This is a genomic window from Paenibacillus sp. FSL M8-0334 (genome assembly GCF_038000405.1).
GTDB lineage: Bacteria > Bacillota > Bacilli > Paenibacillales > Paenibacillaceae > Paenibacillus_AQ > Paenibacillus_AQ campinasensis.
In genome coordinates, this window is record NZ_JBBOCH010000001.1 from 381247 (window position 1) to 407163 (window position 25917).

At 55.6% G+C, this 25917-nt stretch carries 21 protein-coding genes; all 21 read right to left on the minus strand.

Going from position 1 to position 25917, the window contains the following annotated elements; genetic code table 11:
- Positions 1-313: 313 nt before the first annotated feature.
- On the minus strand, positions 314-2392 hold the full coding sequence (gene glyS, locus MKX64_RS01755) for a glycine--tRNA ligase subunit beta (protein ID WP_341035249.1): 2079 nt from the start codon (positions 2390-2392) through the stop codon (positions 314-316).
- Positions 2385-3272, minus strand: a complete 888-nt coding sequence (gene glyQ, locus MKX64_RS01760) for a glycine--tRNA ligase subunit alpha (protein ID WP_095263128.1) — start codon at positions 3270-3272, stop codon at positions 2385-2387. Before glyQ ends, glyS begins: the two co-directional genes overlap by 8 nt.
- A gap of 475 nt (positions 3273-3747) precedes the next feature.
- Complete coding sequence (gene recO, locus MKX64_RS01765; RefSeq protein ID WP_341035250.1) at positions 3748-4503, minus strand: DNA repair protein RecO; 756 nt, start codon at positions 4501-4503, stop codon at positions 3748-3750.
- Between the two features lie 36 nt (positions 4504-4539).
- Positions 4540-4683 (minus strand): YqzL family protein, encoded by a 144-nt coding sequence (locus MKX64_RS01770; protein WP_095263126.1) that lies wholly within the window; start codon positions 4681-4683, stop codon positions 4540-4542.
- 132 nt (positions 4684-4815) lie between these two features.
- Positions 4816-5718, minus strand: coding sequence for a GTPase Era (gene era / locus MKX64_RS01775; protein ID WP_095263125.1), 903 nt, complete (start codon positions 5716-5718; stop codon positions 4816-4818).
- 43 nt (positions 5719-5761) lie between these two features.
- On the minus strand, positions 5762-6166 hold the full coding sequence (gene cdd, locus MKX64_RS01780; RefSeq protein ID WP_095263212.1) for a cytidine deaminase: 405 nt from the start codon (positions 6164-6166) through the stop codon (positions 5762-5764).
- A 52-nt stretch (positions 6167-6218) separates the two neighbouring features.
- Complete coding sequence (locus MKX64_RS01785; RefSeq protein WP_095263124.1) at positions 6219-6599, minus strand: diacylglycerol kinase family protein; 381 nt, start codon at positions 6597-6599, stop codon at positions 6219-6221.
- Positions 6599-7096: an rRNA maturation RNase YbeY gene (ybeY, locus tag MKX64_RS01790; protein WP_095263123.1), complete on the minus strand. Its 498-nt coding sequence runs from the start codon at positions 7094-7096 to the stop codon at positions 6599-6601. Before ybeY ends, MKX64_RS01785 begins: the two co-directional genes overlap by 1 nt.
- Positions 7097-7098: 2 nt before the next feature.
- Entirely contained in the window at positions 7099-9408 is a 2310-nt protein-coding gene (locus MKX64_RS01795; RefSeq protein ID WP_095263122.1) for an HD family phosphohydrolase, read from the minus strand.
- Positions 9409-9424: 16 nt separating this feature from the next.
- On the minus strand, positions 9425-10396 hold the full coding sequence (locus MKX64_RS01800; protein WP_095263121.1) for a PhoH family protein: 972 nt from the start codon (positions 10394-10396) through the stop codon (positions 9425-9427).
- A 6-nt stretch (positions 10397-10402) separates the two neighbouring features.
- Complete coding sequence (gene yqfD / locus MKX64_RS01805; protein ID WP_095263120.1) at positions 10403-11596, minus strand: sporulation protein YqfD; 1194 nt, start codon at positions 11594-11596, stop codon at positions 10403-10405.
- A complete protein-coding gene (gene yqfC, locus MKX64_RS01810; protein WP_095263119.1) occupies positions 11593-11886 on the minus strand; it encodes a sporulation protein YqfC in 294 nt (97 codons plus the stop codon). The genes yqfD and yqfC overlap by 4 nt, the downstream gene beginning before the upstream one ends.
- Before the next feature lie 280 nt (positions 11887-12166).
- Entirely contained in the window at positions 12167-12676 is a 510-nt protein-coding gene (locus MKX64_RS01815) for a hypothetical protein (RefSeq protein WP_095263118.1), read from the minus strand.
- 26 nt (positions 12677-12702) lie between these two features.
- The gene (floA, locus tag MKX64_RS01820) at positions 12703-13713 is read right to left on the minus strand and encodes a flotillin-like protein FloA (protein ID WP_095263117.1); all 1011 of its coding nucleotides are present in this window, start codon (positions 13711-13713) and stop codon (positions 12703-12705) included.
- A 91-nt stretch (positions 13714-13804) separates the two neighbouring features.
- Positions 13805-15118, minus strand: a complete 1314-nt coding sequence (locus tag MKX64_RS01825) for an NfeD family protein (RefSeq protein WP_413773583.1) — start codon at positions 15116-15118, stop codon at positions 13805-13807.
- A gap of 345 nt (positions 15119-15463) precedes the next feature.
- Positions 15464-15904 carry a GatB/YqeY domain-containing protein gene (locus MKX64_RS01830; RefSeq protein WP_095263115.1) on the minus strand — a complete coding sequence of 147 codons (441 nt, stop codon included), beginning with the start codon at positions 15902-15904 and terminating at the stop codon, positions 15464-15466.
- A gap of 16 nt (positions 15905-15920) precedes the next feature.
- A complete protein-coding gene (rpsU, locus tag MKX64_RS01835) occupies positions 15921-16094 on the minus strand; it encodes a 30S ribosomal protein S21 (protein WP_005547957.1) in 174 nt (57 codons plus the stop codon).
- Between the two features lie 183 nt (positions 16095-16277).
- Positions 16278-16637 carry a histidine triad nucleotide-binding protein gene (locus tag MKX64_RS01840; protein ID WP_095263114.1) on the minus strand — a complete coding sequence of 120 codons (360 nt, stop codon included), beginning with the start codon at positions 16635-16637 and terminating at the stop codon, positions 16278-16280.
- 281 nt (positions 16638-16918) lie between these two features.
- Positions 16919-20365, minus strand: coding sequence for an SMC family ATPase (locus tag MKX64_RS01845; protein ID WP_341035251.1), 3447 nt, complete (start codon positions 20363-20365; stop codon positions 16919-16921).
- Positions 20362-21543 carry an exonuclease SbcCD subunit D gene (locus MKX64_RS01850; RefSeq protein ID WP_341035252.1) on the minus strand — a complete coding sequence of 394 codons (1182 nt, stop codon included), beginning with the start codon at positions 21541-21543 and terminating at the stop codon, positions 20362-20364. Before MKX64_RS01850 ends, MKX64_RS01845 begins: the two co-directional genes overlap by 4 nt.
- 170 nt (positions 21544-21713) lie before the next feature.
- Positions 21714-25913, minus strand: coding sequence for a helicase-exonuclease AddAB subunit AddA (addA, locus tag MKX64_RS01855; protein ID WP_341036209.1), 4200 nt, complete (start codon positions 25911-25913; stop codon positions 21714-21716).
- Positions 25914-25917: the final 4 nt, after the last annotated feature.

A 25917-nucleotide genomic window follows, 5' to 3' on the forward strand; every position in this document is an offset into this window, starting at 1 on the left:
CAGCCATACGATTAGCGCAGTATTTACTGCATTTCTTACCCGCTTTCATGAAACTTCATTCAGAACAACATCTTTAAATATTATTATATACTTGTTTAGCGGATTAAAATCCTGCTTCATAAATAAACACCCGGCAAAAGAATAAGCCCGATGATCAACCGTCGTAGCATGACGAAAGCGGCATCCCGCGCCTAAACACGGGCTCCGCTTTCATTGAGCACACTATTATAGCATTTCGTCCGTTATGCTGTCACTATCCTTGGCGATTGCAACATCCGCTCGTTCTGCTTTCCGAAGAATGGTTGCGCAGCTCTTATGACCACACCAATTTAGTGAAATCCGCAAACTTTTTAAGGTCGCTGTCAATGCCTGACAGCAGCGCCAGCCGGTTCGTCCGGACCGCTTCATCCTCGGCCATAACCATCACCGAATCGAAAAAGCCGGTAATCGGCGCCTTCATATCGCCAAGCAGGGCCAGTGCGCGCACGCCGTCTGCTGCTTCAAGCGCAGCCAGGTAAGGCTCGCGGACCGTCTTCCACGCCTCATACAGACGCCCTTCTTCGGCTTCCACGAACAACTCCGGATTCACCGCTGCTTTTCCGGCTTTAGCAGCCAGATTGCTGACCCGGTTGAACGATTCAACCGTCGTTTTGAAATCATCGGTTTCCGTGACGGCCTGCATCAAGGCTTGCCCGCGCGAAACCACCGAAACCACCTGGTCGAAGCCAGCGGAAATGACGGCATCCACGACATCATACCGCTGCTGCTCGGACAGCAGCTTCTTCACACGCAGCCCGAAGAACTCGTACAAGTCTTTGCGGATCTCGTCCGCCGAGCGCTTCAGCGCCCGGATGTTCTGATGCACGTCGAGCGCAATCGTGAACACCTCCGACAGCGTGATCGGCAGCTTGTGCTCCAGTATGATCTGAACGATCCCTTGAGCCTGACGGCGCAGCGCATACGGATCCTGCGACCCTGTCGGAATAATTCCGATGGAGAAGCAGCCTGCAATCGTATCGATTTTATCCGCTATGCTGACGATGGAGCCCACCTGTGTCGTCGGTACCGCATCCCCGGCAAAGCGCGGCTGATAATGCTCAAATACCGCCTTGGCCACCTCTTCCTTCTCTCCAGCCTTGCGGGCATAATCCTCGCCCATCACGCCTTGCAGCTCCGGAAATTCGTAGACCATCTGGGTTACGAGGTCGAATTTGCAAATATCTGCGGCCCGGCTCACCGAATCGGCGGTATCCCCGGTAGCGTTCAGCTTCGCAGCCAGCGCATCGGAAATGCGGCGAATGCGGCGCACCTTGTCTCCGATCGTGCCCAGCTCCTCATGGAATACAATGCTCTCCAGCTTGGAAAGGGCGTCCTTGATCTGCAGCTTCTGATCCTCTTCATAGAAGAACTTCGCATCTGACAAGCGGGCGCGCAGCACCTTCTCATTTCCTTTGGCAATCACTTCAAGCGAGCGGCTGTCCCCGCTTCGTACCGTAACAAAGTACGGCAGCAGCTGTCCCTGGCTGTCCAGAACAGGGAAATAGCGCTGATGCTCGCGCATCGAGGTAATGAGCACCTCCTGCGGAATTTCCAGGAAGGACGGATCGAAGGAACCGTACAGCACCGTAGGCGTTTCAACCAGGAACAGCACTTCCTCCAGCAGATCGTCCTTAATGGCGATATTCCAGCCCTTCTCCTTGGCCAGTGCCTGAATCTGGGATACAATCATCTCTTCGCGTTCGTTCACATCAACAATAACATGCTGACTGCGGAGCGTCTCGCGATAAGCCGAAGCCTCACGAATAACCGCCTCACCGCCCAGGAAGCGATGTCCCCGGGTTACGTTACCTGATGGAACGCCGGTAATTTCAAGGTTGATAACCTCGCTGCCAAATAGAGCGACAAGCCAGCGGATCGGACGCACGAATTTAAACTCATGACCGCCCCAGCGCATATTTTTCGGGAAGGTCATCGACGTTAATACGCCGAGCAGCCCTTCAGCCAAAATCGATTGGGTCTGAACGCCGGCGCTGTTCTTCGTAACGTAGATGTATTCTACACCGCCAAGCTCTTTGAAGGTGAAGCTGTCCGGCTCTACGCCCTGGCTTCTTGCAAAACCAAGCGCCGCCTTGCTCCACTGCCCGTTCTCGTCCAACGCGATTTTCCGGGATGGTCCCTTCACTTCCTCGCTGACATCCTCCTGCTTCTCCGCGACATCACGCACCCATACGGCAAGCCGGCGAGGCGTTGCGTAAGCCTGCACCTCTCCGAACGGTATGCGGGAAGCTTCCAGCCATTGGAAGGTTTTGTCCTTCAGCTGCTCCATGGCAGCACGAAGGAATCTGGCCGGCACTTCCTCCAGCCCGATTTCAAACAACAAATCTTTAGACATGCTCCGCGCCCCCTTTCTTGATCAGCGGGAAGCCCAGCTTCTCGCGCTCCTCCAAATACGTGGCCGCTACCTGGCGTGCCAGGTTCCGGACTCTCATGATGTAACCTGTGCGCTCCGTCACGCTGATCGCTCCTCTGGCGTCCAGCAGGTTGAACGTATGCGAGCATTTCAGGACATAGTCGTATGCCGGAAAGACCAGGTTCTGGTTCATCGCTTTGTTAGCCTCTTCCTCGTACATGTTGAACAAGGTAAACAGCATTTTCACATCCGAAACTTCGAACGTATACTTGGAATGCTCGAACTCCGGCTGATGGAACACGTCTCCGTAAGTAATGCCATCCACCCATTCCAGATCGAACACATTCTCCTTATCCTGAATGTAAGATGCAAGCCGCTCCATCCCGTATGTAATCTCTACGGCTACCGGACTCGCATCAATGCCGCCCACCTGCTGGAAATACGTAAACTGGGTGATTTCCATGCCGTCCAGCCATACTTCCCAGCCAAGACCCCATGCGCCCAGCGTCGGCGCTTCCCAGTTGTCTTCCACGAAGCGGATGTCATGATCCAGCGGATCGATGCCAAGACGCTTCAAACTTTCCAGATAGAGCTCCTGGATGTTGTCCGGCGACGGCTTCAAAATAACCTGGAATTGATGGTGCTGGTACAACCGGTTCGGGTTTTCCCCGTAGCGGCCATCGGCCGGTCGGCGGGAAGGCTCCACGTATGCGACATTCCACGGCTCAGGACCGATGGAGCGCAGGTACGTCATCGGGTTCATCGTCCCCGCACCTTTTTCCGTGTCGTAAGGCTGTACGATGATACAGTTCTGCTCTGCCCAAAATTGCTGCAGCGTCAAAATCATCTGTTGGAAATTCATGATTTTACTCCTTTCTTGGTTCCGGAGTTGCAAATCTCGATACTGCCGCTCCCGCAGCGTGCCTCATGGGAAGCTGATCCGCCACACCATAAGGATTGCCGGCTGAGAACCGCCGCTCGACGATGCAATCATCCTCAAAGTACGAGTCTGCACAACAAAAAAGCTCTCATCTCTACGCCTGTTGTACAGACGTAGGGACGAGAGCTGACGCTTCCCGCGGTTCCACCCTACTTGGCCCTGAACTGTCGCTTCCTAGCCAACAGCTTGCAGAGCCCGCTTTATGCATTGCATCATGCTCCCGGGTGCCATGTTCATGAACATCATCCACCGGACTCTCACCATCTCCGGCTCGCTAGAGGATCAATCAATTCACTACTTTCCCGTTCAACGCATGTTATTCAATTGCTTCGGATTGTTGCCAAATCCTTCATTAGGTAAACTGTAAAAGTTATAATACCTTAAACTTATCTTCACGTCAAATGTTGTATTTGTCAAGCTGGTCCAGAAAATTTCGCGACTTCAGCCGCAGTCCGAGCTGCGCATCCATCAAAGCCCGCATCGCCTGCTTCAGCTCCGTTTTGGTGCTGTCCTTGACATCCACATTGCCGAGCCGCCTGAGATCCAGCCTAGCAAACAGCCGCAGCAGCCCCAGCGTCCTGACCGAAATATTCATGGCCGGCGGGTCCAAATGCTTGCAGTGGCGGCACAGCGCTCCGCCTAAATGGGGACTGAGCAGCATGTCCTCATCCGGTCTCGATTGACCGCATGATACGCACACCTCAAGCTCCGGACCATAGCCTGCCGTTTGAAGGATTTTCATCTCATACAGGTTGCTGATAACCTGAGGATCCTTCCCTTCCTCTAACGACATCAGACAAGCTTTCAGCTGATGAAACCAAAAAGCGCCCGTCTCCTCATCCTGCAGCACACGGTCCAGAAGCTCACAGGCATAAGAAGCATAGGCCGCTTTGATCAGATCTTCACGCAGGGAATGATGAGACTCGATAATTTCCCCGGCGTTCAAGGTACCAAGTCCCGTTCCGTTGCGAAAGAATACGTACTCGCCATAAGTAAACAGCTGCGTCAGGGCTGCGTGCCGGCTCTTCACCTTCTTCGCTCCCCTGACCAGCACGCCTACCTTCCCCCACTTTTCGGTACAAAGCGTAATGATTTTGTTCCCTTCACCGTAGTCCATGCTGCGGATGACAATCCCTTCCGCCCGATATAGCATGTTTCTTCCCCCAACCATTCCTGAAGCAACCAGTGGTTATTCGTCTTCTTCATCCGGGACCGCCTCTTCATTTGCGAACGCCGCTGCAAGCTCCGGCTCTGAACCGGCTACTTCTTTATACAGCAAATAAGCATCGACATCTCCAGTCATCGTAAAATACTTCCACGAAAAATCTCGCATTCGTATTCATCCTTTCTTCGGAAATGACGTCTGCATCTTCGAAAATAGGATGTGCGTCCGGCGCAAATTTATGAAATGCAATTGTTGGCAGGCTCATGCTTCGCCCGATAGCCCCGGTGGATGATCGGATTCTTATTGTCCCTTATGAAAACCGAGATCGCGAAGAACCCGTTCCTGATTGCGCCAGTCTTTTTTAACTTTCACCCACAGCTCCAAAAAGATTTTGGAACCGAGCAAACGCTCGATATCCTCTCTCGCCTGCTTGCCTACCTGTTTCAGCAGAGCGCCCTGCTTGCCGATAATGATCCCTTTCTGGGAATCCCGCTCCACATAAATGACAGCTGAAATGTACACCGTTCCATTCTCCTGGGCACGCATATCTTCAATGGTGACCGCAATGGAGTGAGGCACCTCTTCCCGCGTCATGTGCAGGATCTTCTCACGAATAAGCTCGGCACATACGAACTGCTCCGGATGATCGGTAACCTGATCTTCAGGATAGTACTGCGGCCCATCCGGAAGATACTTTCGAATCTGATCAAGCAGCGTGCTGACATTGTTTCCGAGCATCGCCGAAATCGGGACAATCTCCGCAAAATCATGAAGTCCCCGGTATTCCTCAATCAGCGGCAGCAGCGCCGTGGGCTCGATTTTGTCAATTTTGTTCATCACCAGAATGACCGGCGTCCGAATCGATTTCAGCTGCTCGGCAATATAGCGGTCTCCGCCTCCAATGCCTTCCGAAGCATCCACCAGAAACAGCACGGCTTCGACCTCGCCGAGGGTGCTCAGCGCAGTCTGGTTCATGTAGTCCCCGAGCTTGGATTGACGTTTATGAATACCTGGCGTATCCAGGAATACGACCTGGTAATCCTCGGTTGTGTATACGCCGTGAATTTTGTTGCGCGTCGTCTGGGGCTTGTCCGACATAATGGCTATTTTCTGTCCGATGACCTGGTTCATCAACGTCGATTTGCCGACATTCGGCCTGCCGATAATGGCTACGAACCCCGATTTAAATGATTTGTTCTGCATAACATTCCTCCGCTATATTCCTGTGTCACTATTCCTGGTTGTTTTATTTCTCCAAATCCCAAGGCCCGAAAGCGCCCGGAAGCAATTCGCTGACCGTGGTCTCCTGAATATCTCCCTTCATATTGCCGAGAAATACCGGCATGTCCGGCTTGCACAGCTCCACCAGCACCTGGCGGCACACCCCGCAAGGCGCGCATGGGCCATCCGTATCACCGACAATCGCGATCGCCTGAAAGCTTCCAGGCTGGTGTCCGTCGGCTATGGCCCGGTGCAAAGCGGTTCGCTCCGCGCAGTTGGTCGGGCTGTAAGCTGCGTTCTCAACATTGCAACCCAAATGAACTCGACCCTCCGCATCCAGAAGCGCAGCGCCTACTCCGAATTTCGAATACGGAATATAGGCTCTGCTCCTTGCTTTAATCGCTTCCTGCATCAACATTCCCGCTTCGATCATGGATCGTTCCCCCTTCAAATAGGTAAAGCTGAATCAACCGGCTGCAACATTACAATAATGAACCGATCCAGCCTCTAATCGGCTCATAGAACACCCCAATGCCGATGCCAACTGCCACAATGGCGGCGACCAGCACCGCGCCTGCTGCGGTGTCCTTGGCGATCCGCGCATAAGGATGCACCTGCGGAGAGACCAGATCCACGACCGCTTCAATCGCCGTATTGATCAGCTCAGCGGTAAAGACCAGCCCTACGGCCAACAGCAGGAACAGCCAGCGGATCAGGTCTAACTGCAGCAAAGCTGCTGCAATGAATACCATCAATGCAGCAGCAGCGTGAATTTTCATATTGCGTTCGGTTTTGAAAGCATGCACGACGCCCGCAGCGGCATTGGCAAATGTCCGATACAACGAATGTCTGTGCGGCTTCACTATCTTGTCAGTCCCAGCGCTGCCAGAACCGCCTCTTGCTTGCCCATCATCTCCGCTTCGCTGGTCTCATCCTGATGATCATAGCCGAGCAGATGCAGGAAGCCGTGGACAAACAGGAAGCTCAGCTCGCGCTCCAGCGAATGCCCGTACTCCTCGCTTTGCTGCTTGGCTCGCGGAATCGAGATGACGATGTCACCGAGCGCATCCGGAACAGGCGCTTCCTCATCTTCTTCGTCCAGCTCGTATATAATCTCCAGCTCGTCGCCAGCCATTTCATGCATCGCAAAGGACAATACATCGGTCGGCCGATCGATGCCGCGATACTCCCGATTGAGCTCATGGATCTGCTCATCATCGACAAAGGTCAGATCGACCTCGCCCTCCGTGACGCCTTCGGATTCCGCAGCCTTTTGCAAAACCCGCTCCAGCATCACGATCCATTCCTCGGGTATCTCGTATAGTTCCTGCTCATTATTCCATACCAGCTTCAGGCTCATTCCTAAACGCTCCTTCTTTTGTCCTCTTCCGACGCGGATGGCGCCTCCCCATCCGGCCCAGCTTCCGCCTCAGCGGCAGCCGGCTTCGGATTCGGACGCTTCACTTCCTCCGGATATTCAATCCGGGAATGGAAGATGCCCATCACGGTTTCCTTTAATGTTTTTGCTATAATGTCCAGCTCTTTCATCGTCAGATCACAATCATTGAACTGATGGTCATCCAGGCGGCCTTTAATGATCTTCTCAATCATGGATTCTACCTGCTCCACCGTCGGCTTGCGAAGCGAGCGTACCGCTGCCTCAACGCTGTCGGCAATGCCCACGATCGCCGCTTCCTTCGACTGAGCCTTCGGCCCCGGATAACGGAAGTCATCCTCGGTGAAATCCGGTTCGACCCCCTGCTCTTCCGCCAGCCTCAGCGCCTTGTGATAGAAGTAATGCAGGAAGGTCGTGCCATGATGCTGCTCCGCGATGTCCCGAATCGGCTTCGGCAGCTTATATTCCTTCAGCATTTCCACCCCGTCCCTGGCGTGGGCCACAATGATGGATTTGCTGAGCTTCGGCTCAATCGAGTCGTGCGGATTCTCCATGTTGTTCTGATTCTCGATGAAATAAATCGGACGTTTTGTCTTCCCGATATCATGATAGAACGACCCGACTCTGCACAGCAGTCCGTCGGCTCCGATCGCCTCCGCAGCCGCCTCCGACAGATTGCCGACCATCACGCTGTGATGATACGTTCCCGGCGTCTCAGTCAGCAGCTTGCGCAGCAGCGGGTGATTCGGATTGGACAGTTCAACCAGCTTGAGGGCAGACAATATGCCGAAGGTCACTTCAAAGAACGGCATGAGCCCGATCACGAGGATGGCGGTCAGCAGCCCTCCGGCAAACGCAAACCCGAGCGAATACAGCGTCTCGGTTCCGGTCCATTCCCCGTCCTTGATCAGCAGCATCATAAAGACGGTCAGCGTGCCGAACAAAGACACCATGATTCCGCCTTTCAGCAGCGTAGAGCGCTGACTCGCCCGATGCAGCGAGAAGATCGCAACACAGGACGTGATGGCCGCGAACAGGCCGAAACGGAAATCAAATATCTCGCCCTGCTGGACGTTCAGAATGACACTGGCCAGAATGGTGAAAATAATGACATTGAAATAGGCCAATGACATCTCCAGCAGCAGCGTGAGCAGAATAGCGCCTACAGCAACCGGAGCCAGGTATCCCACATAGGTCCGGCTGTCACTTTGCAGGTAGCCGGCCAAATGCATCGACACCAGTGTAATGACATAGATAAGCACCATCATCAGCAGCTGCGAGTTGTTGAACTTGAAATATCCAGCGTTGGATTGCCTGATGAACATGAAGATGCCGAGCGACAGCAGTATCGAGAATATCAGCAGCCCAAGCTCCGGCCAATAATTGACCTCATCCTTGAGCAGCCCGTTCTTCCCGAGCAGCTCATAAAGCTCCGGCGTAATCAGTTGTCCCCGCTCCACGAGAATATCGCCCTGCTTGATAAATACAGGCGGCGTATTCTCACGGGCTTCCACCTTCGCTTCCTTGGTCGCTTCCTCATCCATGAACTTGTTGGCGGTAATCGACACTCTCGCCAGCTCTTGAACGACCTCGCGCGCTGTCCGGTCGTCCAGCGAGCTGGTGCTGACCATTTCCGCCACCTTGGCCCGCGGCGTCTGCGCATCGGTCGTTTCATTCATCAGACTGGACACGATATCGCGAGCGACCACCTTCATCTGGCTGATATCCTCGGAATCCAGCCTAGGAATCTTAATGAAGGTCTCCTCCGGGATCCGGTAGGTCTGCTGTTCAATCACACGCAGCATTTCTTCCAGAAGCTCGGATGAATACGCATCATTTCCCCGGTTGGCGGACACGAAGTTTTTAACGAAGTCATCCACTCGCCGTGGAATTTCCTCGCGGTAGATGGAGATTTTGTCCTGGGTGGAAATATCCGTGTCCTGATTGAGCCGCTCGATCCGCTCCAGCAGCTGGGTAACCAGCACATCATTGCGCAGCGGCACGTATGTATAGATCGGCTGAACCCGCTCTGCGGCTTCCTCCTGCGCTTTCAGCGTAGCTTTGCTATCCTCGATTTGAATCGGGGCGGTGATGCTTTTCTCGCTGCGTGTTCCTACCTGAATATCATAGCGCTCGGGGAGCAGCTTGGAAGATAGACTGATATAAAAAATGAGCGCGAGCAGCAAAAACAGAATATAGCGTGTTGCCACGCTATATTTCCAGCCATTGTTTTTCGCCCGTATGGACTTGTCCGTCGATGGTTCTTTGGAGGCCATAGCGACAATCCCCTTTTTAATCTTGGTTTTCTGCAGCTTTATCATATGCAACGATTATTTTTTGTACCAAAGAGTGCCGTACAACATCCTGTTCAGCAAACCTTACAAATCCGACTTCCTCAATCCCGCTCAGCACAATCTGGGCTTCTACAAGACCTGATTTTTTGCCGCGCGGCAGGTCGATCTGGGTGACATCCCCGGTGATGACCATTTTCGAGCCGAATCCGAGCCTGGTCAGAAACATCTTCATCTGCTCCGGCGTCGTATTTTGCGCTTCATCCAAAATAATAAACGAATCATCAAGCGTCCGTCCACGCATATAAGCGAGCGGAGCAATTTCAATCAATCCACGTTCCAGCGCCTTGGCCACCTGGTCCGGTCCCATGACGTCATACAAAGCATCATATAGCGGCCTCAAATAAGGATCAACCTTCTCCTGCAGGTCTCCCGGAAGAAAGCCCAGGCTTTCTCCTGCTTCAACCGCTGGTCTGGTCAACACAATCCGTTTCACAGAACCTTCCTTGAGCGCAGCAACCGCCAGCACAACCGCCAAATAGGTTTTTCCCGTTCCGGCAGGACCTATTCCGAACACAACGTCCCGTTTCTTGATCGTCGTCACATAATGCTTCTGTCCGATCGTTTTGACCCGAATCGGCTTGCCTCTGTAAGTGGTTGTGATCTCACCCTTGAACAGATCAAGAAGCTGATCTGCCCGCAGATCCTTGGCAAGCTCGGCAGCATACAGCACATCGCGCTCGGTAAGTATATACCCGTTGCGGACAAGTTCAAGCAGCACCTCAAACAGCTGCTGCAGGCTCTCGACGTTGCGCTGATTGCCCCGAATGGTAATGACAGCCTCCCGCGAATCGATCGTGGCGGGAATTTCCTCTTCGATAATTTTCAGAAACGTATCCTGCGGTCCAAATAGGGACAGACCTTCTGACGCACTTTGAAGTAAAATTTGAATGCTGGTCTTTTGCTCTGACAAATAGCCTCATTCTCCTTGATTGTATACTATGGGAAGTTCTTTCGCGATGGTCTCTTCCACCTCGAAAAGCACTTTCATATAAACTTTACCATTCTCGTTCTTATCATGCAAAATTTTTTGGGTCACAAATCGCGAATCCGCCCCATATTTTGCTAAAATATCCCTTTTTGCAGCTTCGATCCCCTCGGTTCTGGCTTCTTCGGCGGTGATGGTCTGCTGTACCTCGGTCACCTCCATAATTTTCTCGGTCATCCATCCGAAAGGCAGTTGGCGTGTTCTCCACGTAAACGGGTCGTAGAAGGTCAGCATCTCGTGCTTGGCATAGGCGATATCCCCGTACCCCCACAACTGGATAGCGCGATCTCCCAGCACCAGGTAAGCCCGCTCCTTGTCTTGACCGGTGTATACCTTATGTTTTTTGACAAGGGGCACTTCGATGTCATATTCATGCCATACGAGCCCTCTGACCTCTCCCTTGGCCACCACGGTCTGCGAATTTTCCTCATCGCCCAGAACGCCTGATATGAGGATGTCGCCCTTCTTCACCCGGCTGTTGACCTGGACCTTGGGCAGACCCTTCTCGGCGTATATGCGGGTTACCACAGCATCTCTGGTGCTGATCAGATGTCGCGGGCTCATCAGCGGCGGCTTCTCGGGAATGTCCGCTTCTGCGATCTGGATTCGGATGCGGGTACCGGTGCGCTCAACGCCAACCCAGGACGCTTCGGGCAGCCGGGCTGTCATGTTCGTTGACAGCTTGTCCATCGGCTGAAGACGAAAAATCCACTGAAAAGGATAAACCCCCTCCTTCTGTGCAGCCGCCAGTATATCCTCATCAGCTATAGTCTCATTCCCCTCCACTTGAACATCCCATACCATCGAGCACAAGGCGGTTAACAGCGCAAAGAACAGTACAAGCCCGAGAGCAAAAGCTTTTCGCCTCCACAGATTGCGGGCGCGGAAGGGCAACCCGTTCCGCTCGATCACTTTCGTCCGGCAGCCTGTCCGCTTAAGAAGGGGACGGAGGCTCCAGAAATCCCGGAGAAGCAGCTTGATCTCCGCGGCATGCATTCCGGTCGGCTTGACATCCCAAACCGGGATTCCCGCCTCCGTCAACGCGTTGATAAACAATTCCACACGCTCTCCGCGGACGGCCAGTTTAAGATATCCCCGTACCGTTATCATTGTCGGAATATTCACGGTTTCTCCCCCGTTTCTGAATACTGAATATGATGAATGGTACCCATGACGGTCACTTCATGAGATTGAATCGCCTGAATCGAAAGACCGGCCCCTGAAATCTCCAACGACCCTTGCGACAAAGCAAGCACTAGCCGTTCATCGGAGAAATGGCGCACCCCGCGATGGTTCTCGATATGCAGCTCCTTATTGCCGATCAGCGTCAACCTTGGCAAATCGAACATCAGATCCTGGGGCAGATCCAGCACTTCTTGCATCAAATTTTGCAGCTTGCGGCTGATGCGGGACATATGAAGGCCTTCCTCCTTCCTGTACTGTAAATCCATATGCCGAACACCACCATTTTATGAGATCGAAGCTGCAAAAGGTTCCAGACGATGTGCCCATTCTGCTCCGCCTGTGCCAAGCAAGATCGTCCCCTGCCAATCGGGACTAGCAACAGGGCCTGTACATACAAAAAAACCGCCCTGTCACCATGTGACAAGGCGGTCGAGTCGGTCCGAAATGACCTCAGATTCAGCTTAAGCGGAAACTGCTGTATATTGACATACTGGCTGGGATTTTCAGATTCTAACGGCGCCCGAGCGGCCGCTTTGCGCGAGACGGGCCCAAAATTTCTGCCCATACTATGCCGTTTCTGGCCTGCTCGGCAAGCTCGCTTCTACGGCTTCCGATCTGCTCATCCGTATCGGTAACCTCCAGAATCGTTTCCGGCACATCCAGACCAATCCGGTCCAGCTGGGAGTGAATGCGGTCCAGATCCGACTGCATCATCTGCATGCGGCGATCCATGCTGTCAGGCTCTCGGTGCATCCCCTGATGGCCCCGGTTGAGCTCCTCATTTTCCAGAGAATACCCGTTCCCGCGATCTTCCTCATACCCATCCTGCCCGGCATCTCCATAGGATGTTTCAGGATAAGCATCAGCCCTTCCTGAAGCCTCCCGATGCTCCCCTTCTCCTCCGTAGCCCGGCACGCGAGGGGATCTGTTCTCATTGCCCTTATTTCGCTTGCCGAGCGCTGATATCAGAAAGAAGGCGATAACCGCGACGATATAGATATTTTCAAGTATCCAACTCATGATATCGGCTCACCTCAGCTCTTTCATTATTTTTTGGAGCCGTTGTTGCCGGAGTTATCCGTGTTCTCACCCATTTTACCGAAGGAGCCTCTCATTTGAGTATCAGCTTCGATGTTCTTCAGATTCATGTAATCCATGACGCCAAGCTGTCCGCTGCGAAGCGCTTCAGCCATAGCCAGCGGCACCTGCGATTCGGATTCCACCACGCGCGCTCTCATTTCCACAACGCGAGCCTTCATCTCCTGCTCCTGGGCAACCGCCATTGCGCGACGCTCCTCGGCCTTCGCCTGAGCAATCCGCTTGTCGGCTTCCGCCTGTTCGGTCTGCAGGTATGCACCGATGTTCTTACCTACATCGACGTCCGCGATATCAATGGACAAGATTTCGAATGCCGTACCGGCATCCAGACCTTTAGACAATACGGTTCTGGAGATGAGATCCGGATTCTCCAGTACATCCTTGTGCGAGTCGCTGGAGCCGACCGTCGTAACGATCCCCTCGCCGACACGGGCAATAATCGTTTCTTCACCGGCACCACCGACGAGTCGATCGATGTTGGCGCGAACGGTTACGCGTGCTTTTACCTTAACTTCAATCCCGTCTCTCGCTACCGCAGCAACGACCGGCGTTTCGATAACGCGCGGGTTAACGCTCATCTGCACCGCCTGCAGCACGTCGCGTCCGGCCAAATCGATGGCAGCCGCACGTTCAAACTCCAGCGGAATGTTCGCACGCTGAGCTGCGATCAGAGCGTTGACTACCCGGTCAACGTTACCGCCCGCCAAGTAGTGACTTTCAAGCTGGTTAATGGTTAATCCAAGCCCTGCTTTTGTTGCCTTGATCAGCGGATTCACAATCCGGCTTGGCGTAACACGCCGCAAACGCATAGCAACAAGCGTAATAATCCCGATGCGCACGCCGGAAGCGAGCGCCGAAATCCAGAGCATCAGCGGGAAGAAGCTGAAGAATACGCTGAGCACAATGATCGCTAGAACCCCGATCAACAAAACTGTAACCAAAGACCCATCAAATTCCATGTAGTTCACCCTCCACATCAAGTTTAAATTCTTACCCGGGCCTTGCTGCCCGGCTTGGCTCTTTTAATACTACACAATTATGAGGCACAGTTCACCCTTTTTCTTCCTCAACCACAATTCTTGTCCCGTCGGTATGAACGACGCGAACGGACTTTCCGGCTTCAACATAGCCGCCAAGGGTGACCACATCAAGCCGACGCCCCTCCAGCTCCATCGTACCGGCAGGACGCAGTGGCGTAAGGCTGACGCCAACCTGACCGACCAAGGTGCCTCGCTCCTCGTTCGGAATGTAGCCCTGTTCCTTCGTCAAGCTATCCGACAGGATGAATTTTCGCCAAATGCCCCGCTCCTTAAACACTAAGGCAACCACGATCACGGCCACTAGCGCGGACGCAGCGGCTATGCCCAGAGACAGAGCGACATGCTTCGTGCTGTAGGCTGCCCGGACAACGCCCACGATAAGGCTAGCCGAACCGATGATGCCGAGAATGCCGAAGCTTGGGACGAACAGCTCCATCGCCAGCATCACAATCCCGATGATAAACAATAGCCAGGTCTCCCAGCCTGCAAATCCGGCTACGTAATTGCCGAAGAAATAGAGCACAAAGGCCGTAACGCCAAGGATTCCCGGCACACCGAAGCCCGGCACAATCACTTCAATGAGGACGCCTGCGATTCCGATAAAGAGCAGCAGTGTCATCACACCTGGATGTGTCAAGAACGAGGCCAGACGCTCAGAGAACGTCTGCTCCATGCGGAACACATCCTGAGTGGAGTAATCCATCCAGGTGATAACTTCCTCCGTGCTTGAAGCGATGGTGTCGGCATAGCCGAGCGTCAATGCTTCTTCTGCCGTTAACGATATAATTTCGCCCGGCGATTTGGTCTTCCCGATCTCTGGCATCTCTACCGTGATGTTAAGATCGGCCATGCCCTCGGCGATTTTGGGATCGCGCCCTGCAGCCTGGGCTGCGCTGGCCATCTTGCTTTTCCACCACGAGACCATCTTCGCGTCCTCTACCGGATTGCCCATCATATCGGCCATGTAGGCAGCGCCGATCATACTGCCGCGCGCCATGGCAATTTTGTCCGCGTTCAGCGCGATATAGCTGCCCGCCGATGCCGCATCGCCTGTAATGTAAGCGACAATCGGAATTGTGGTGCTCTGCATCAGTTCGGCGATCTCGCCTGCCGAGTCTACAAGTCCGCCCGGCGTATTGATCTCCAGTACGATCAGCCCGGCTTCCATCTGCTTGGCCTCGTTGAAGCCACGGACCATAAAGCTGGTCAATCCACGCTCAATCTGCTGGTCAACCGGAATGACATATACCGAGCCGATATTGGCGGCCGAGGCAGGCTTCAAAGGACCTATGTACACAATCGTAATCAAAGCCAGCAACAGCATGGCTGCGATTTGCCGTAAACGCATTCGTGATGACGCATGTTCAGCTTTCAATATCTTTCCCCCTCCCTTTTCATATAGTTTGACAGGTTCACCCACCACTCACAAGCATAATATGTGTTGCTTCCCCGGGATAAATGTATGTGGCAACTTCCCGCCTTATGGCATATATTACGGATTACATCCCTTTTCGTTTCAAAAAGATTACCCTGACATCACCCATTAAAAACAGCCGGACCGTTCCCTCGCTTGTGCAGCCATGATTACCCTGTCGAACCGCGCATGCAACAGACCGTTTATAAAGAAAAAACACCCCTTGAGCATTCAAGGAGTGTTTCACTTATGTTGTTACAGAAATTGTTGAACAACCTGATTGACTAGCTTTCCATCTGCACGCCCTTTGACTTTCGGCATGAGAGCGCTCATTACTTTACCCATCTCGGCTTTTGAAGAAGCACCGGTTTCCTGGATGGTCTGCTGTACAATGACTTTAATTTCTTCTTCAGTAAGCTGTTCCGGGAGGTAGGAGCTAAGAAGCTCAATTTCTGCTTTGGCTTCGCTGGCAAGATCGTCACGACCCGCTTTATCAAATTCTTGGAGGGCATCTTTGCGCTGTTTGATTTCACGACTTATAATATCAAGCACTTCGCTGTCATCCAAACTTCTTTTCAAATCTATTTCAAGATTTTTTATCGTCGAACGAACCATTCGAATCGTGGAGAGTTTGAACTTGTCTTTGCTCTTCATCGCTTGCTTCATATCTTCGTTCAATCGTTCGCTAAGATTCATGCTAGTTCAGATCCTCCTAAAACTTTCTCTTACGAGCAGCCTCAGACTTTTTCTTGCGCTTTACGCTTGGCTTTTCATAATGCTTGCGTTTCTTCACTTCTGCCAATACGCCATCCTTAGCGATGGAACGCTTGAAGCGACGAAGTGCAGCATCAATTGTCTCGTTTTTGCGAACTTTAGTTTCAGACACCAGTTTTCCCTCCCTCCGACCAGACCGTCCAAGAGCAATAACACGGTTCATCAAACTTCATTATAGGGCAAACTGAAATATGGTGTCAACCTTGGGCGCTTTATTTTAAACCCCGGCTCATCAGGAATAACCCCGGCAGCCTGTTCGGACTTTCCAGGGTCTACTAAACGAGCTTAACTCAGATTAGCCGTGAGAGGAAGAAAGGCCAGTCAGCGCGCCCAATCTCGCCCCTCCGAGCAGATGATAATGCAGGTGGAACACCGTCTGCTCCCCATCGCGGCCGCAGTTGTTAATCAGGCGGAATCCGCTGTCAGATATGCCCAGCTCCGCGGCTGCCTGCTGCGCGGCCCGGTGCATCTCCCCGATCAGGGCGAAATCCTCGTCCGCCGCATCGTTCATCGACGCAATATGCTTCTTCGGAATGATAAGCACATGGACAGGCGCCGCAGGTTGTATGTCGTGGAACACAAGTACGTTATCATTTTCCAGCACCTTGTTTGATGGAATTTCACCCTTCACAATTTTGCAAAAAAGACAATCCATTCGAAAGTCCCCCTTCAAGCATTCTTATGCTCCCATCATACAAGAAAGCCCATAGCTTCGTCCAATGTTTGCCTCTGTCGGCAAAAAAAAGAGAAGTGCCCGGCCGGATCGCAGCAATCCAGCAATCGATGAAGCGGAGCAAGGGCGGGGAAAGATTATGGTGAGACCCTTGGTCCGATCCATTCGCAGGCACTTCTTAGAATGTCGGCTTAACTGTATTATAACAGCGGGTTGTTGCTGTTTCTGTGATCCTTATCACCGGTTTGACAAAGCTGCAATAGCTACATTTTCTCCAGCCGGATCTGCGATCCTGCACCGGCCTGTTCCGCCGGCTGAATGATCAGCTTGCGGGGCAGACGGGCACGAAGCTCCGGCACATGGCTAATAATGCCTACCGTCAATTTGTCGCTATGCAGTCTCTCCAGGGATGTGATGACCGTGTCGAGCAGCTCGGGATCCAGCGTGCCGAAGCCTTCGTCCAGGAAGAAGAACTGCAGCGGGTACTGTCCGCGCAGCTGAATCTGGGCTGACAGCGCCAGCGCAAGCGACAGCGAGGTGAGGAATGTCTCTCCCCCGGATAAGGTGGATACCGGACGCCGGACACCGCCGTTGGCATCATCACGGATTACAAAGCCGCCGCCAGAGTCCACCTCGAGCGAATACCGCTGCTTGGTCAGAAAGCGCAGGCGCTGGGAAGCGGCCTGACTGACCTGCATCAGCTGCTCCTCTGCGATGTATTCTACAAACGCATTCCCGCGCAAGCAGGATTGCAGCTTGGCTAACCGCTCGCCCTGCAATTGAAGGCCGGCCCGCTGCTCCTCCAGCTCCATAAACCGGACATTGCGCTTCCTGAGATCTTCAACATCCCGCTCGGCTCTCGCTCTGGCCTGTATCGCAGCCTCATCCGCTTGGCGCAGCTGCTCCTGTTCCAGACAGATCTGCTGCCATAGCGCCTCGTCAAACGGCACGCCCCCGAGCTTCTGCTCTACGTCCCGCAGGCGCAGCGACCATTCCCGCTGACTGTCCCGATGAGCGGCCACTCGCTGCTCGGAGCGCTCCTTATCTTCAGCCGACAGGCATGCCTCCAGCACGCCGGCTTCAGTGGCAAAAGGAGAGGACTCCAGCAGACTATCCCAGCGCTGCCGGGCGGCTTTGGCATGCTCTTCCGCAGACTCGGCTGCCTGCTGCGCAACCGCAGCCTCCTTCGCGGCTGCGGCCCTGGTTTCATCCGCTGTTTTGCGATGATGGTGGGCACGCTCTGCCGTTTCCTTCAGCGACTTGAGCTTGGCGACACATTCGCGCAGCAGCTGCTCTGCCGACTGGCTTCCGATCCAAGCATGAAGCCGCTCTTCCTTCTCCTTTAACACATCCGATTTGCTCTGTCTTTGCGCTTCTCCTTGAATCCAGCGCTTCTCAAGCTCGCGCTGCTCCTGCTCAAGATGCTTGACGAGCTGCGCCTTTTCCTCCAGGAAAGGCACGCTCCGCTCCAGCCCTTCCCTCACCGACTCGGCCTCGGCATCCTTCTCTTGCATGCGCCTGAAGCGTTCCTCCGCTTCGGACAGAGGCAGCTCCGGATTCTCCTGCGCCCAGGCGTCGATCGCTTCCGCAACCTCGCCCTTCAGCACACGCACTCTCTCGCGCAGCTGTGACAGCAGCAGACTGCCGCTCTCCGCCGCCGCAGTCTCCTTTGCAAGCTCCTGCTGACAGGAGAGGAGCGCGCGCTGGACCTTCTCGCCCGCTTCCCGGCACTCGGCGATATCCTTGGCTATTGAGGCCACGGCTGCCAAGGCAGCGGCCGCATATAACTCCACCTGGTCCACATCACATTCGGCTCCGAGATTCGCCAGGAGCGCCGGAGCCGCCTCTTCAGCCGGCTGAGACAGGTCTGGAGAGAGTGGATGCGCAGCATTCGCCAATGAATCAGCATCTGCTTCTGCACCATAACCGCCAGCGATCAAACCGGCTTCATTCACCAAATGCGTGAGGCGGATTCGAACCTCCTGCAGTTGCTCAGAGACTCGTTCCAGACGCTCCCGGCGCTCTTCGTCCTCATTGCCCCGGCCGTCACTCGCCATTGCCGGGTGAGGATGAGACAGGCTGCCGCACACAGGACAAGGCTCACCATCCCGAAGCTCGGCGGCCAGCTGCAACGACAGGAGGTGCCGCTGCTTCTCGCGCTGCGCAGCATTCCACTCGGCGGCAAGACGCCGCACAGCCTCCTCCGCCTGCACGATGCTTTCGCCCGCGGCTGCCGCAGCCGAGCGGCAATGGTTCGCCTGCTTCCCAAGCTGTATGTATTGCTGCTGCAATAACTGTTCCTCGCGAGCGCTCCGATCCCGCTTCGCCTCCAGCTGCTTCTGCCGCTCTTCCTGCTCCTTCAGCTCGATGGCAGCCTGGCTCAGCTGCTTCTCGGCGGCCTCCACGGCCTGCCGCCTCTGCATTGCCGCATGCAGCAGCTGCCGTTCACCGGAACGCGTCTCCAGCCCCTTCAGCTGCTGCTGAAGCTCTTCCCGGCGCTTGCTGCCGCGTTCCAGCAGCTCCTGCTCCTTGCGGAGCCGCCCGCCGACATCATCCATCTGCTGCCGGGTCTCGCCTAACTGGCGCTCCAGCTGCGCCAGCTCAGCCCGCAGCGCATCGCGCGCTCGCTGCAGCTCCGCCGCCTGCTCCAGCTGCTCCGCGCGCAGCACCAGCTTCGGCTCCTCTGCGGCCAGCACCGCCTGGGCCGCTTCGTCAGCGGCTGTCGCTTCCTCCGCGAGCTTGTCCGCCTCGGCGGCTCGAACGCGAAGCGCCTCAGCTGCTTCGCGCCGGCTCTGCCATTGCCGCTCGGCCTCGCGCCACGTCTCCAGCGCCGGCAACATGGACGCCGCTGCCCCCGTCAGCTCGAGCTGTCGCTCCAGCCTGCGGATTTCATCCTCCTGCGCCGCAAGCTCCGCCAGCTTGTTCTCCAGCCGCCGCTTCTCCAGATCGAGCTCACGCATTCTGCCCAGCGCCTCGGCCCGCTCCGTGACAGCTGTCAACTGCTTGCGCACCGCGTCCGCATGCGTTTTAGCCGCTGCTAAAGCCTCTTCGGCCTCGGCAACCGCCTCCTTGCCAGCCATTCCGAGCCCCTGCTGCTCGGCCTCCACCGACTTAAGCTCGGCATCGTTCTCCTTCACCCGCCGGCTCAGCTTCATGGCCAGCTGGTCGCCATATCGCTCCAGGTGAAACAGGCGCTGGAGCATCTGCCTGCGCTCGCTGCCTTTCAAGGACAGAAACTCGGCGAACTTGCCCTGGGGCAGAACGACAGCCCGGGTGAAATCGTCCATCTTCAGCCCCAACTTCTCTTCCACCGTCCGGGTAACATCGGCCAGCTTGTCGGCAATCACCTGATCGCCCTCCGCTGTGACGTGAATAAACCGGCTGACCGTGTTGCTGACAGACAGTTCGTTCACCCGCTTGAACCTCCGCTCCACCCGGTAGCGCTCCGCACCGCTCGCGGAAGCAAGCTCAAATGTAAAGGATACAAACAGACTGTCCTCGGAATGATTCATAATGCCCTGTGTTCCGTTTACCGCCCGTTCCACTTTGCCGTACATCGCCAAGGTAATCGCATCGAGCAGCGTCGATTTGCCGCTGCCGGTCGGACCGAAGATCCCGAATATTCCGGCTTCACACAAGGTTTCGAAATGAATCTCCTGCGGTTCCCGGTAGCTTTGAAGCCCCGATAATTTCAGCAAAATCGGCTTCACTTGGCCAGCACCTCCCCGCTGTCCGCATCCTCTTCCTCAACGAGCTCCAGGAACAGGTTAACCAGATGCTCCTCCGGCTCGCCGCCCCCGGTCTGACGCTGATAAAATTTGCGGAATATTTCCGGCAGCGGAAGCTGCGAACGCTCCGTTTCAAGCAGGAGCGCCTCCATCTCCGGATATACGGGCCGGATATGGATAATGCCGTCCCTGCTTTTCCGAAGACGCTGAATATCCGCCATGCCCATCGCCTCGGTCAAGGAGATCTCCAGATCGATATAGGCGTCCGGATCTCTTCCCTCATCCAGCCAGCGGTACACTTCCTCCAGTCCCCCCTTGGCCTTCCAGCGCACGAGAGGACGCCCGCTCCTTAGGAAAATCTCTTCCACCACCGGCGTTCCTCCCGGAGCAACGTCCACCATCGTCACCGATTTGGCCTGTCCCGCCTCGGAGAAGCTGTAAGCGAGCGGCGAGCCGCTGTACCGGATCAGGCCATCGCCCTTGACGGCTTGCGCCCGGTGCAAATGACCTAGCGCGGTGTAGCATGCTCCGACGGCCAGCGCCGAAGGGTCCACCGTATAGGCGCCGCCGACCTGGATCGGCCGCTCCGAATCGCACTCGACGCCGCCGAGAACATAAATATGACTCATGGCAAGATTGACCGTATGCGGGCTGAATTCCCTGGCCATCAGGCTCATCAAATGGCCGACCCGCTCGCTGTATGCCCGGCGAAGCTGGTCCTCGTCGCCGTCTCCGCCGAGAAGCTCATTCAGCCTGGCCTCTGAAGGATACGGAAGAGCCGCAATCTTCGCCGTTTCACCGGTTCGGGGAATAGATACCGTCACCGTCTCGGCAACGGGCGCTCCGATCAGGGTCAGCCCTCTGGCAGCCACGAGCGGTCTGACAGAGGATACCCGGTCAGGCTGATCATGATTGCCCGCAATGACGACCATCGGCCGCCCTCCTTCCGTCAGCCTTGCAGCCGCTTCATAGAACAGCTGCTCCGCTGCTGCAGGCGGATTGACCGAATCATACACATCCCCTGCCATCATAATCAGATCAGCCTGCTGCTCATCGGCGAGCGCAACCAGTTCATCGATGAACTGCTCCTGCTCCTCCAATCGGCTGCGCCCTTCAAGCGTTCTGCCCAAATGCCAGTCTCCCGTATGCAAAATGCGCATCGTGATACTCCTTCCCGGGGTCCAAGCGTACCCGCTTGATCCTTTTTCTCATTCGTGAACATGTTCTACAAAACACTTCATTACCTCTCCCCGCCAGAGAGAATTCCAATCCGAGGACAATTGCAATCCGTCCAGCCTATCCTCAATCACAACATGATATCCTCATCATCCTAGAGCTGCACCGCATGGCCCCCATCAAAAAAGTAAAGCCACTTCTCCTGCACCTGCTCTCCCAAAATGTCGGTCAGCGCCTGCGCATACAGCTCCAGCTGGAAGCGGTACAGTTCCGTGAGCGCGTCCAGGCCACCCCGATGCTCCAACACTCGATCGGTCTTATAATCGAGAAGCACCAGCCGATTGTCGATGCGGAACAGACAGTCGATGATCCCCTGAATCAGCACAGACTCGCCCTCCAGCTGCTCGAGCTGCTCAACTCGTTCGCCGAGCGCTGCGGCCTGGCCGAGAAGGGCAAGGCCTTGATAAGCTTCCGCTGCCGGCAGGGCATAGGAGAACGGCATCTCCCGCCAAATTTCTTCTGCCGCGCGGAGCCGCTGGCCAATCGGACTGTCCAGGAAGCGCCCGATTTCCTCGGGACGCACCGCCTCTGCCTGTTCAGGGGTCACAATTTCCTTCTCTACGAGAACGGCTATCGTTTGCTCTGCAATCGAGGCGAAAGAGCCTGCCTCTTCGTGACCCGCATGCCATTGCCCATCTCCTTCCGCTTGATTCAGACCCGTCCCTGCCTGAAGCGGAAGATGCTGCATAATGGTGTGGTATACCGTTCCCCGCTCTGCTGGCGACAGCTTCGAGGCTTCCATGAATTTCGGACGTCGCAAGCGAAGCGTGAACGCGTGCTCTGCCGCTGACGCCCCTTCCCGCATGCCGCGCATCACCGACTGCTCCTCCAACAGATCCAGGGACGGGCTGTCCTGCAGCGCAAGCAGCTTTTTCATTTCCGATACCGAGGTGTTGGCCGGAATTTGGCTGACCGTTTCGTAAGGGTACGACCAGGACAGCCTTTCCCGCACAGCGGAACGGCGCGCATCAGCGTCTTCCCCCGCAGCCGCACGCTCGGCCAGAGATACTGGCTGCAGGTTCCGCAGCGCGTTCCACTTGCCGTGGCGGTCATCCCCATCCTCATCGTCCGGGGCTGCGATCCGGACATCTTGCGCCGCGAGCACATCCGGCGTCGTCACCTGAATGCTCCAGGCAGACTGCTCCCCTGCCAGTACACCGGATGACGACGTCTCCGTCAACCCAGCCATCGTACGCAGCAGCCCGGCGGACGGGTGGCGAATGATCGCCGGCCCGATCCAGTCCAGGTAGCTGCGCCCTCTGGCAAGCAGGTAGTCCGGAAGCAGCAGCTCCGGATGGCTGTCCGCCTGGGCCCAGGCAGAAGCTTTTTTCGCTAAATCCTTCATCGTCCCGATCAAGACCAGCTTCTCTTTCGGCCGAGTCAGCGCCACATACAGCACCCGCATCTCTTCAGCCAGCAGCTCGAGCTGCGACCGCCGGCGGATCGCCAGGTTGGGAAGCGTCGGATAGCTGACCCGAATCGACTCGTCCACATATTTCGGACCGAAGCCAAGTTCCTTATGCATCAGGAAAGAAGCGTTCAGATCCTGCTGGTTAAAGTTCTTCGATAATCCGGCTACAAAGACGACTGGAAACTCCAGCCCCTTCGATTTATGAATCGTCATCAGGCTGACCGCATTCCCCTGATTCTCTGCTCCGCCCACGGCGCCAAGATCTCCGCCGCGCTCCCGCAAACGCGAAATAAATGTAAGGAAACGAAACAGTCCTCTCGAGGACGTATCCTGCTCGTACTGCACTGCGCGGTCGTAGAGCGCCGTCAGATTGCTCTGACGCTGCTTCCCTCCGGGCAGCCCGCCAACCCAGTCCAGATAGCCTGTCTCGCTGTAAATCCGCCAGATCAGCTCGCTCAGACTTCCCTTGCGCGCCTCTTCACGCCAGCGCTCCAGCCGCTCTGCGAATCCGCTCAGCTTCATCCCCAGCTCGGCCGATATGGCAGACTGTTCGCTCTGCCCGTTGTCGGTCCCTGGAGGATGGCCGGCAACCAGCTCATGCGTCACGGCTGCTTCGGCCAAGCTTTCCGGCTCATAGCCGCTCACCCAGCGCCCATTCACCAGTCCCGTTCTCCGCTCAGACGAGAAGGCAAGCGGTCCGCCTTGCCGAACAGCCGCAAGCAAAGCGTCATAGAAGCTTCCCTTCGCGCACAGACGAACCTGTGCCAGCTCCTCTTCATTCAAGCCAATGATCGGAGAACGCAGCACCGCCGCAAGCGGGATATCCTGCCGGGGATTATCGATCACCTGAAGCAATGACAGCATGATCTCCACTTCCGTTGCCTGGAAGTAGCCCTTGTTCTGCTCCCCCAGCGCGGGAATACCGGCCTGCCGCAGCTCCTCCAGAATCAAAGGCGCCCACAGCTGGGCCGAACGAAGCAGAATAACCATATCGCCATACTCGACCGGCCGCATCGCTTTGAGCGACTTATCGTACACCATTAGCGGCGCGCCCGTCTCCCCGGTCATCTCGCGAATCTTGCTTATGATCGCTCTGGCTTCCAGCTGGGCGGTTTCCATCTCCACCGCCTCGATAACGGTGTCGGCTCCTTCCTCCTCTTGCTCGGATTCAGAGCCTGATTCATCAGCGCCTTTGCCGCCGCGGTCAATGAGTATCAGCTCCGGCTGAAACGGACTTGCCCCAGCCCCATCATGGTCAGGGAAGGAAGCGCCGCAGACAAGCTCAGCCCGCTTGTCATAAGCGATTTCGGCCACCGATTCATTCATCAGCTGCCGGAACAGCAAGTTGACGGCATCGACAACTTCCATCCGGCTGCGGAAATTCCGCGCCAGATCGATGCGAATGCCTGCAGCGTCTGAATCCAGCCCACCTTCGGCCTGCGCTGCGGAAGACTGCCCCTCCGTGATGTCTGACACAAACCGTTTATATTTATCCAGAAACAGCCCCGGTTCCGCCAACCGAAAGCGATAAATGCTCTGCTTCACATCGCCAACCATAAACCGGTTGCCCGGCTGCTCCCTGGAGATCAGGCGGACGATGCTTTCCTGTACGCTGTTCGTATCCTGGTATTCATCCAGCAGCACTTCATCAAACTGCTGGCGATACTCAAGCGCCGCATCCGACGGCATCGTATGGTCAGGCTCGGAATCCGTGTGACGCAATATATGCAGGCAGTAATGCTCAAGATCATTGAAATCGACGAGCCCCTTGGCCAATTTGGCCTGCCGGTAACGCTCACCGAAAGCGATAACGGTTTCCGCAAGCTCATTCATCAGCGGAGCTGCCGTGTGAAGCTCCTTCAAGAATTCGGCTGCCGGACGACCGAACAGGGAGGTTTTGAGCTCATTCACCGTCTTTTTCACATTTTCGCGCAGCTCTTTCACCCGCTCTTGCAGCTCCGGCTCCACCTCGTCCTTGCGGACCGATTTCAGCTTGCCGAACGAGGCATCGCGGAAGATGCTGTACAGCGATTCCCACGGCCCGCTCTGTACAGCTTCCAGCAGCCTGTTCACCAGCTGTAAATCTTCATCCAGCGTATCCGCATATGCTCCCGGTCCGCCAGGCTGAGCAGCAAGGACACGCGCCTGCTGCAGCAGACCGGCTGCCCCGCTTAAAGCCAGGGCTGCATCCGCCATGATGCTCTGCACCCATCCGGTGCTTCCGAGCGCAGCCGTGTCGCTCACCAGAAAATCGGCCGCTGTCGTTCTGAGCCAACGGTCCGGCCAAGGATGGCTGCGCGAAAAATCATACAGCCGCTGCACAAGCCGATACAGCGCATCATCGGTTCGCTCCCCACTGAACCAGTCAGCCAGGCGTATAAAATCACCGCCATCACCAGCTTCGCCGTACTTCTCCTCGAACAGCTCCTCCATAATGTCCTGCCGCATCAGATCCGCTTCATGTTCATTCAGAATGCGAAAGCCCGGGTCGAGCGGAATGAGCTGATAATAGCGCCGGATCACATCCATGCAAAAAGAATGGAGCGTCGTGATCGAGGCTTTGCCAAGCAAAGCAAGCTGCCGGCGCAAATGCTCATTATCCGGGTCGCCGGTCAGCTCCCGTTCCAGCGCTTCCCGAATCCGCTGCCGCATTTCGGCAGCCGCCGCCTTCGTAAAGGTGGCGACGAGGAGCCGGTCCACACTGAATCCGGCCTCCGGATCCAGTACCCTGCGAATAATCCGCTCCACCAGAACCGCGGTTTTCCCCGATCCGGCAGCGGCAGCCACGAGGATGTCATTGCCGGAGAGGACGATCGCTTTCCATTGATCATCGCTCCACAAGCTGCCCTCAGGCTTGGGCGGAATTTCGTTTCTGCCGATCATCTCG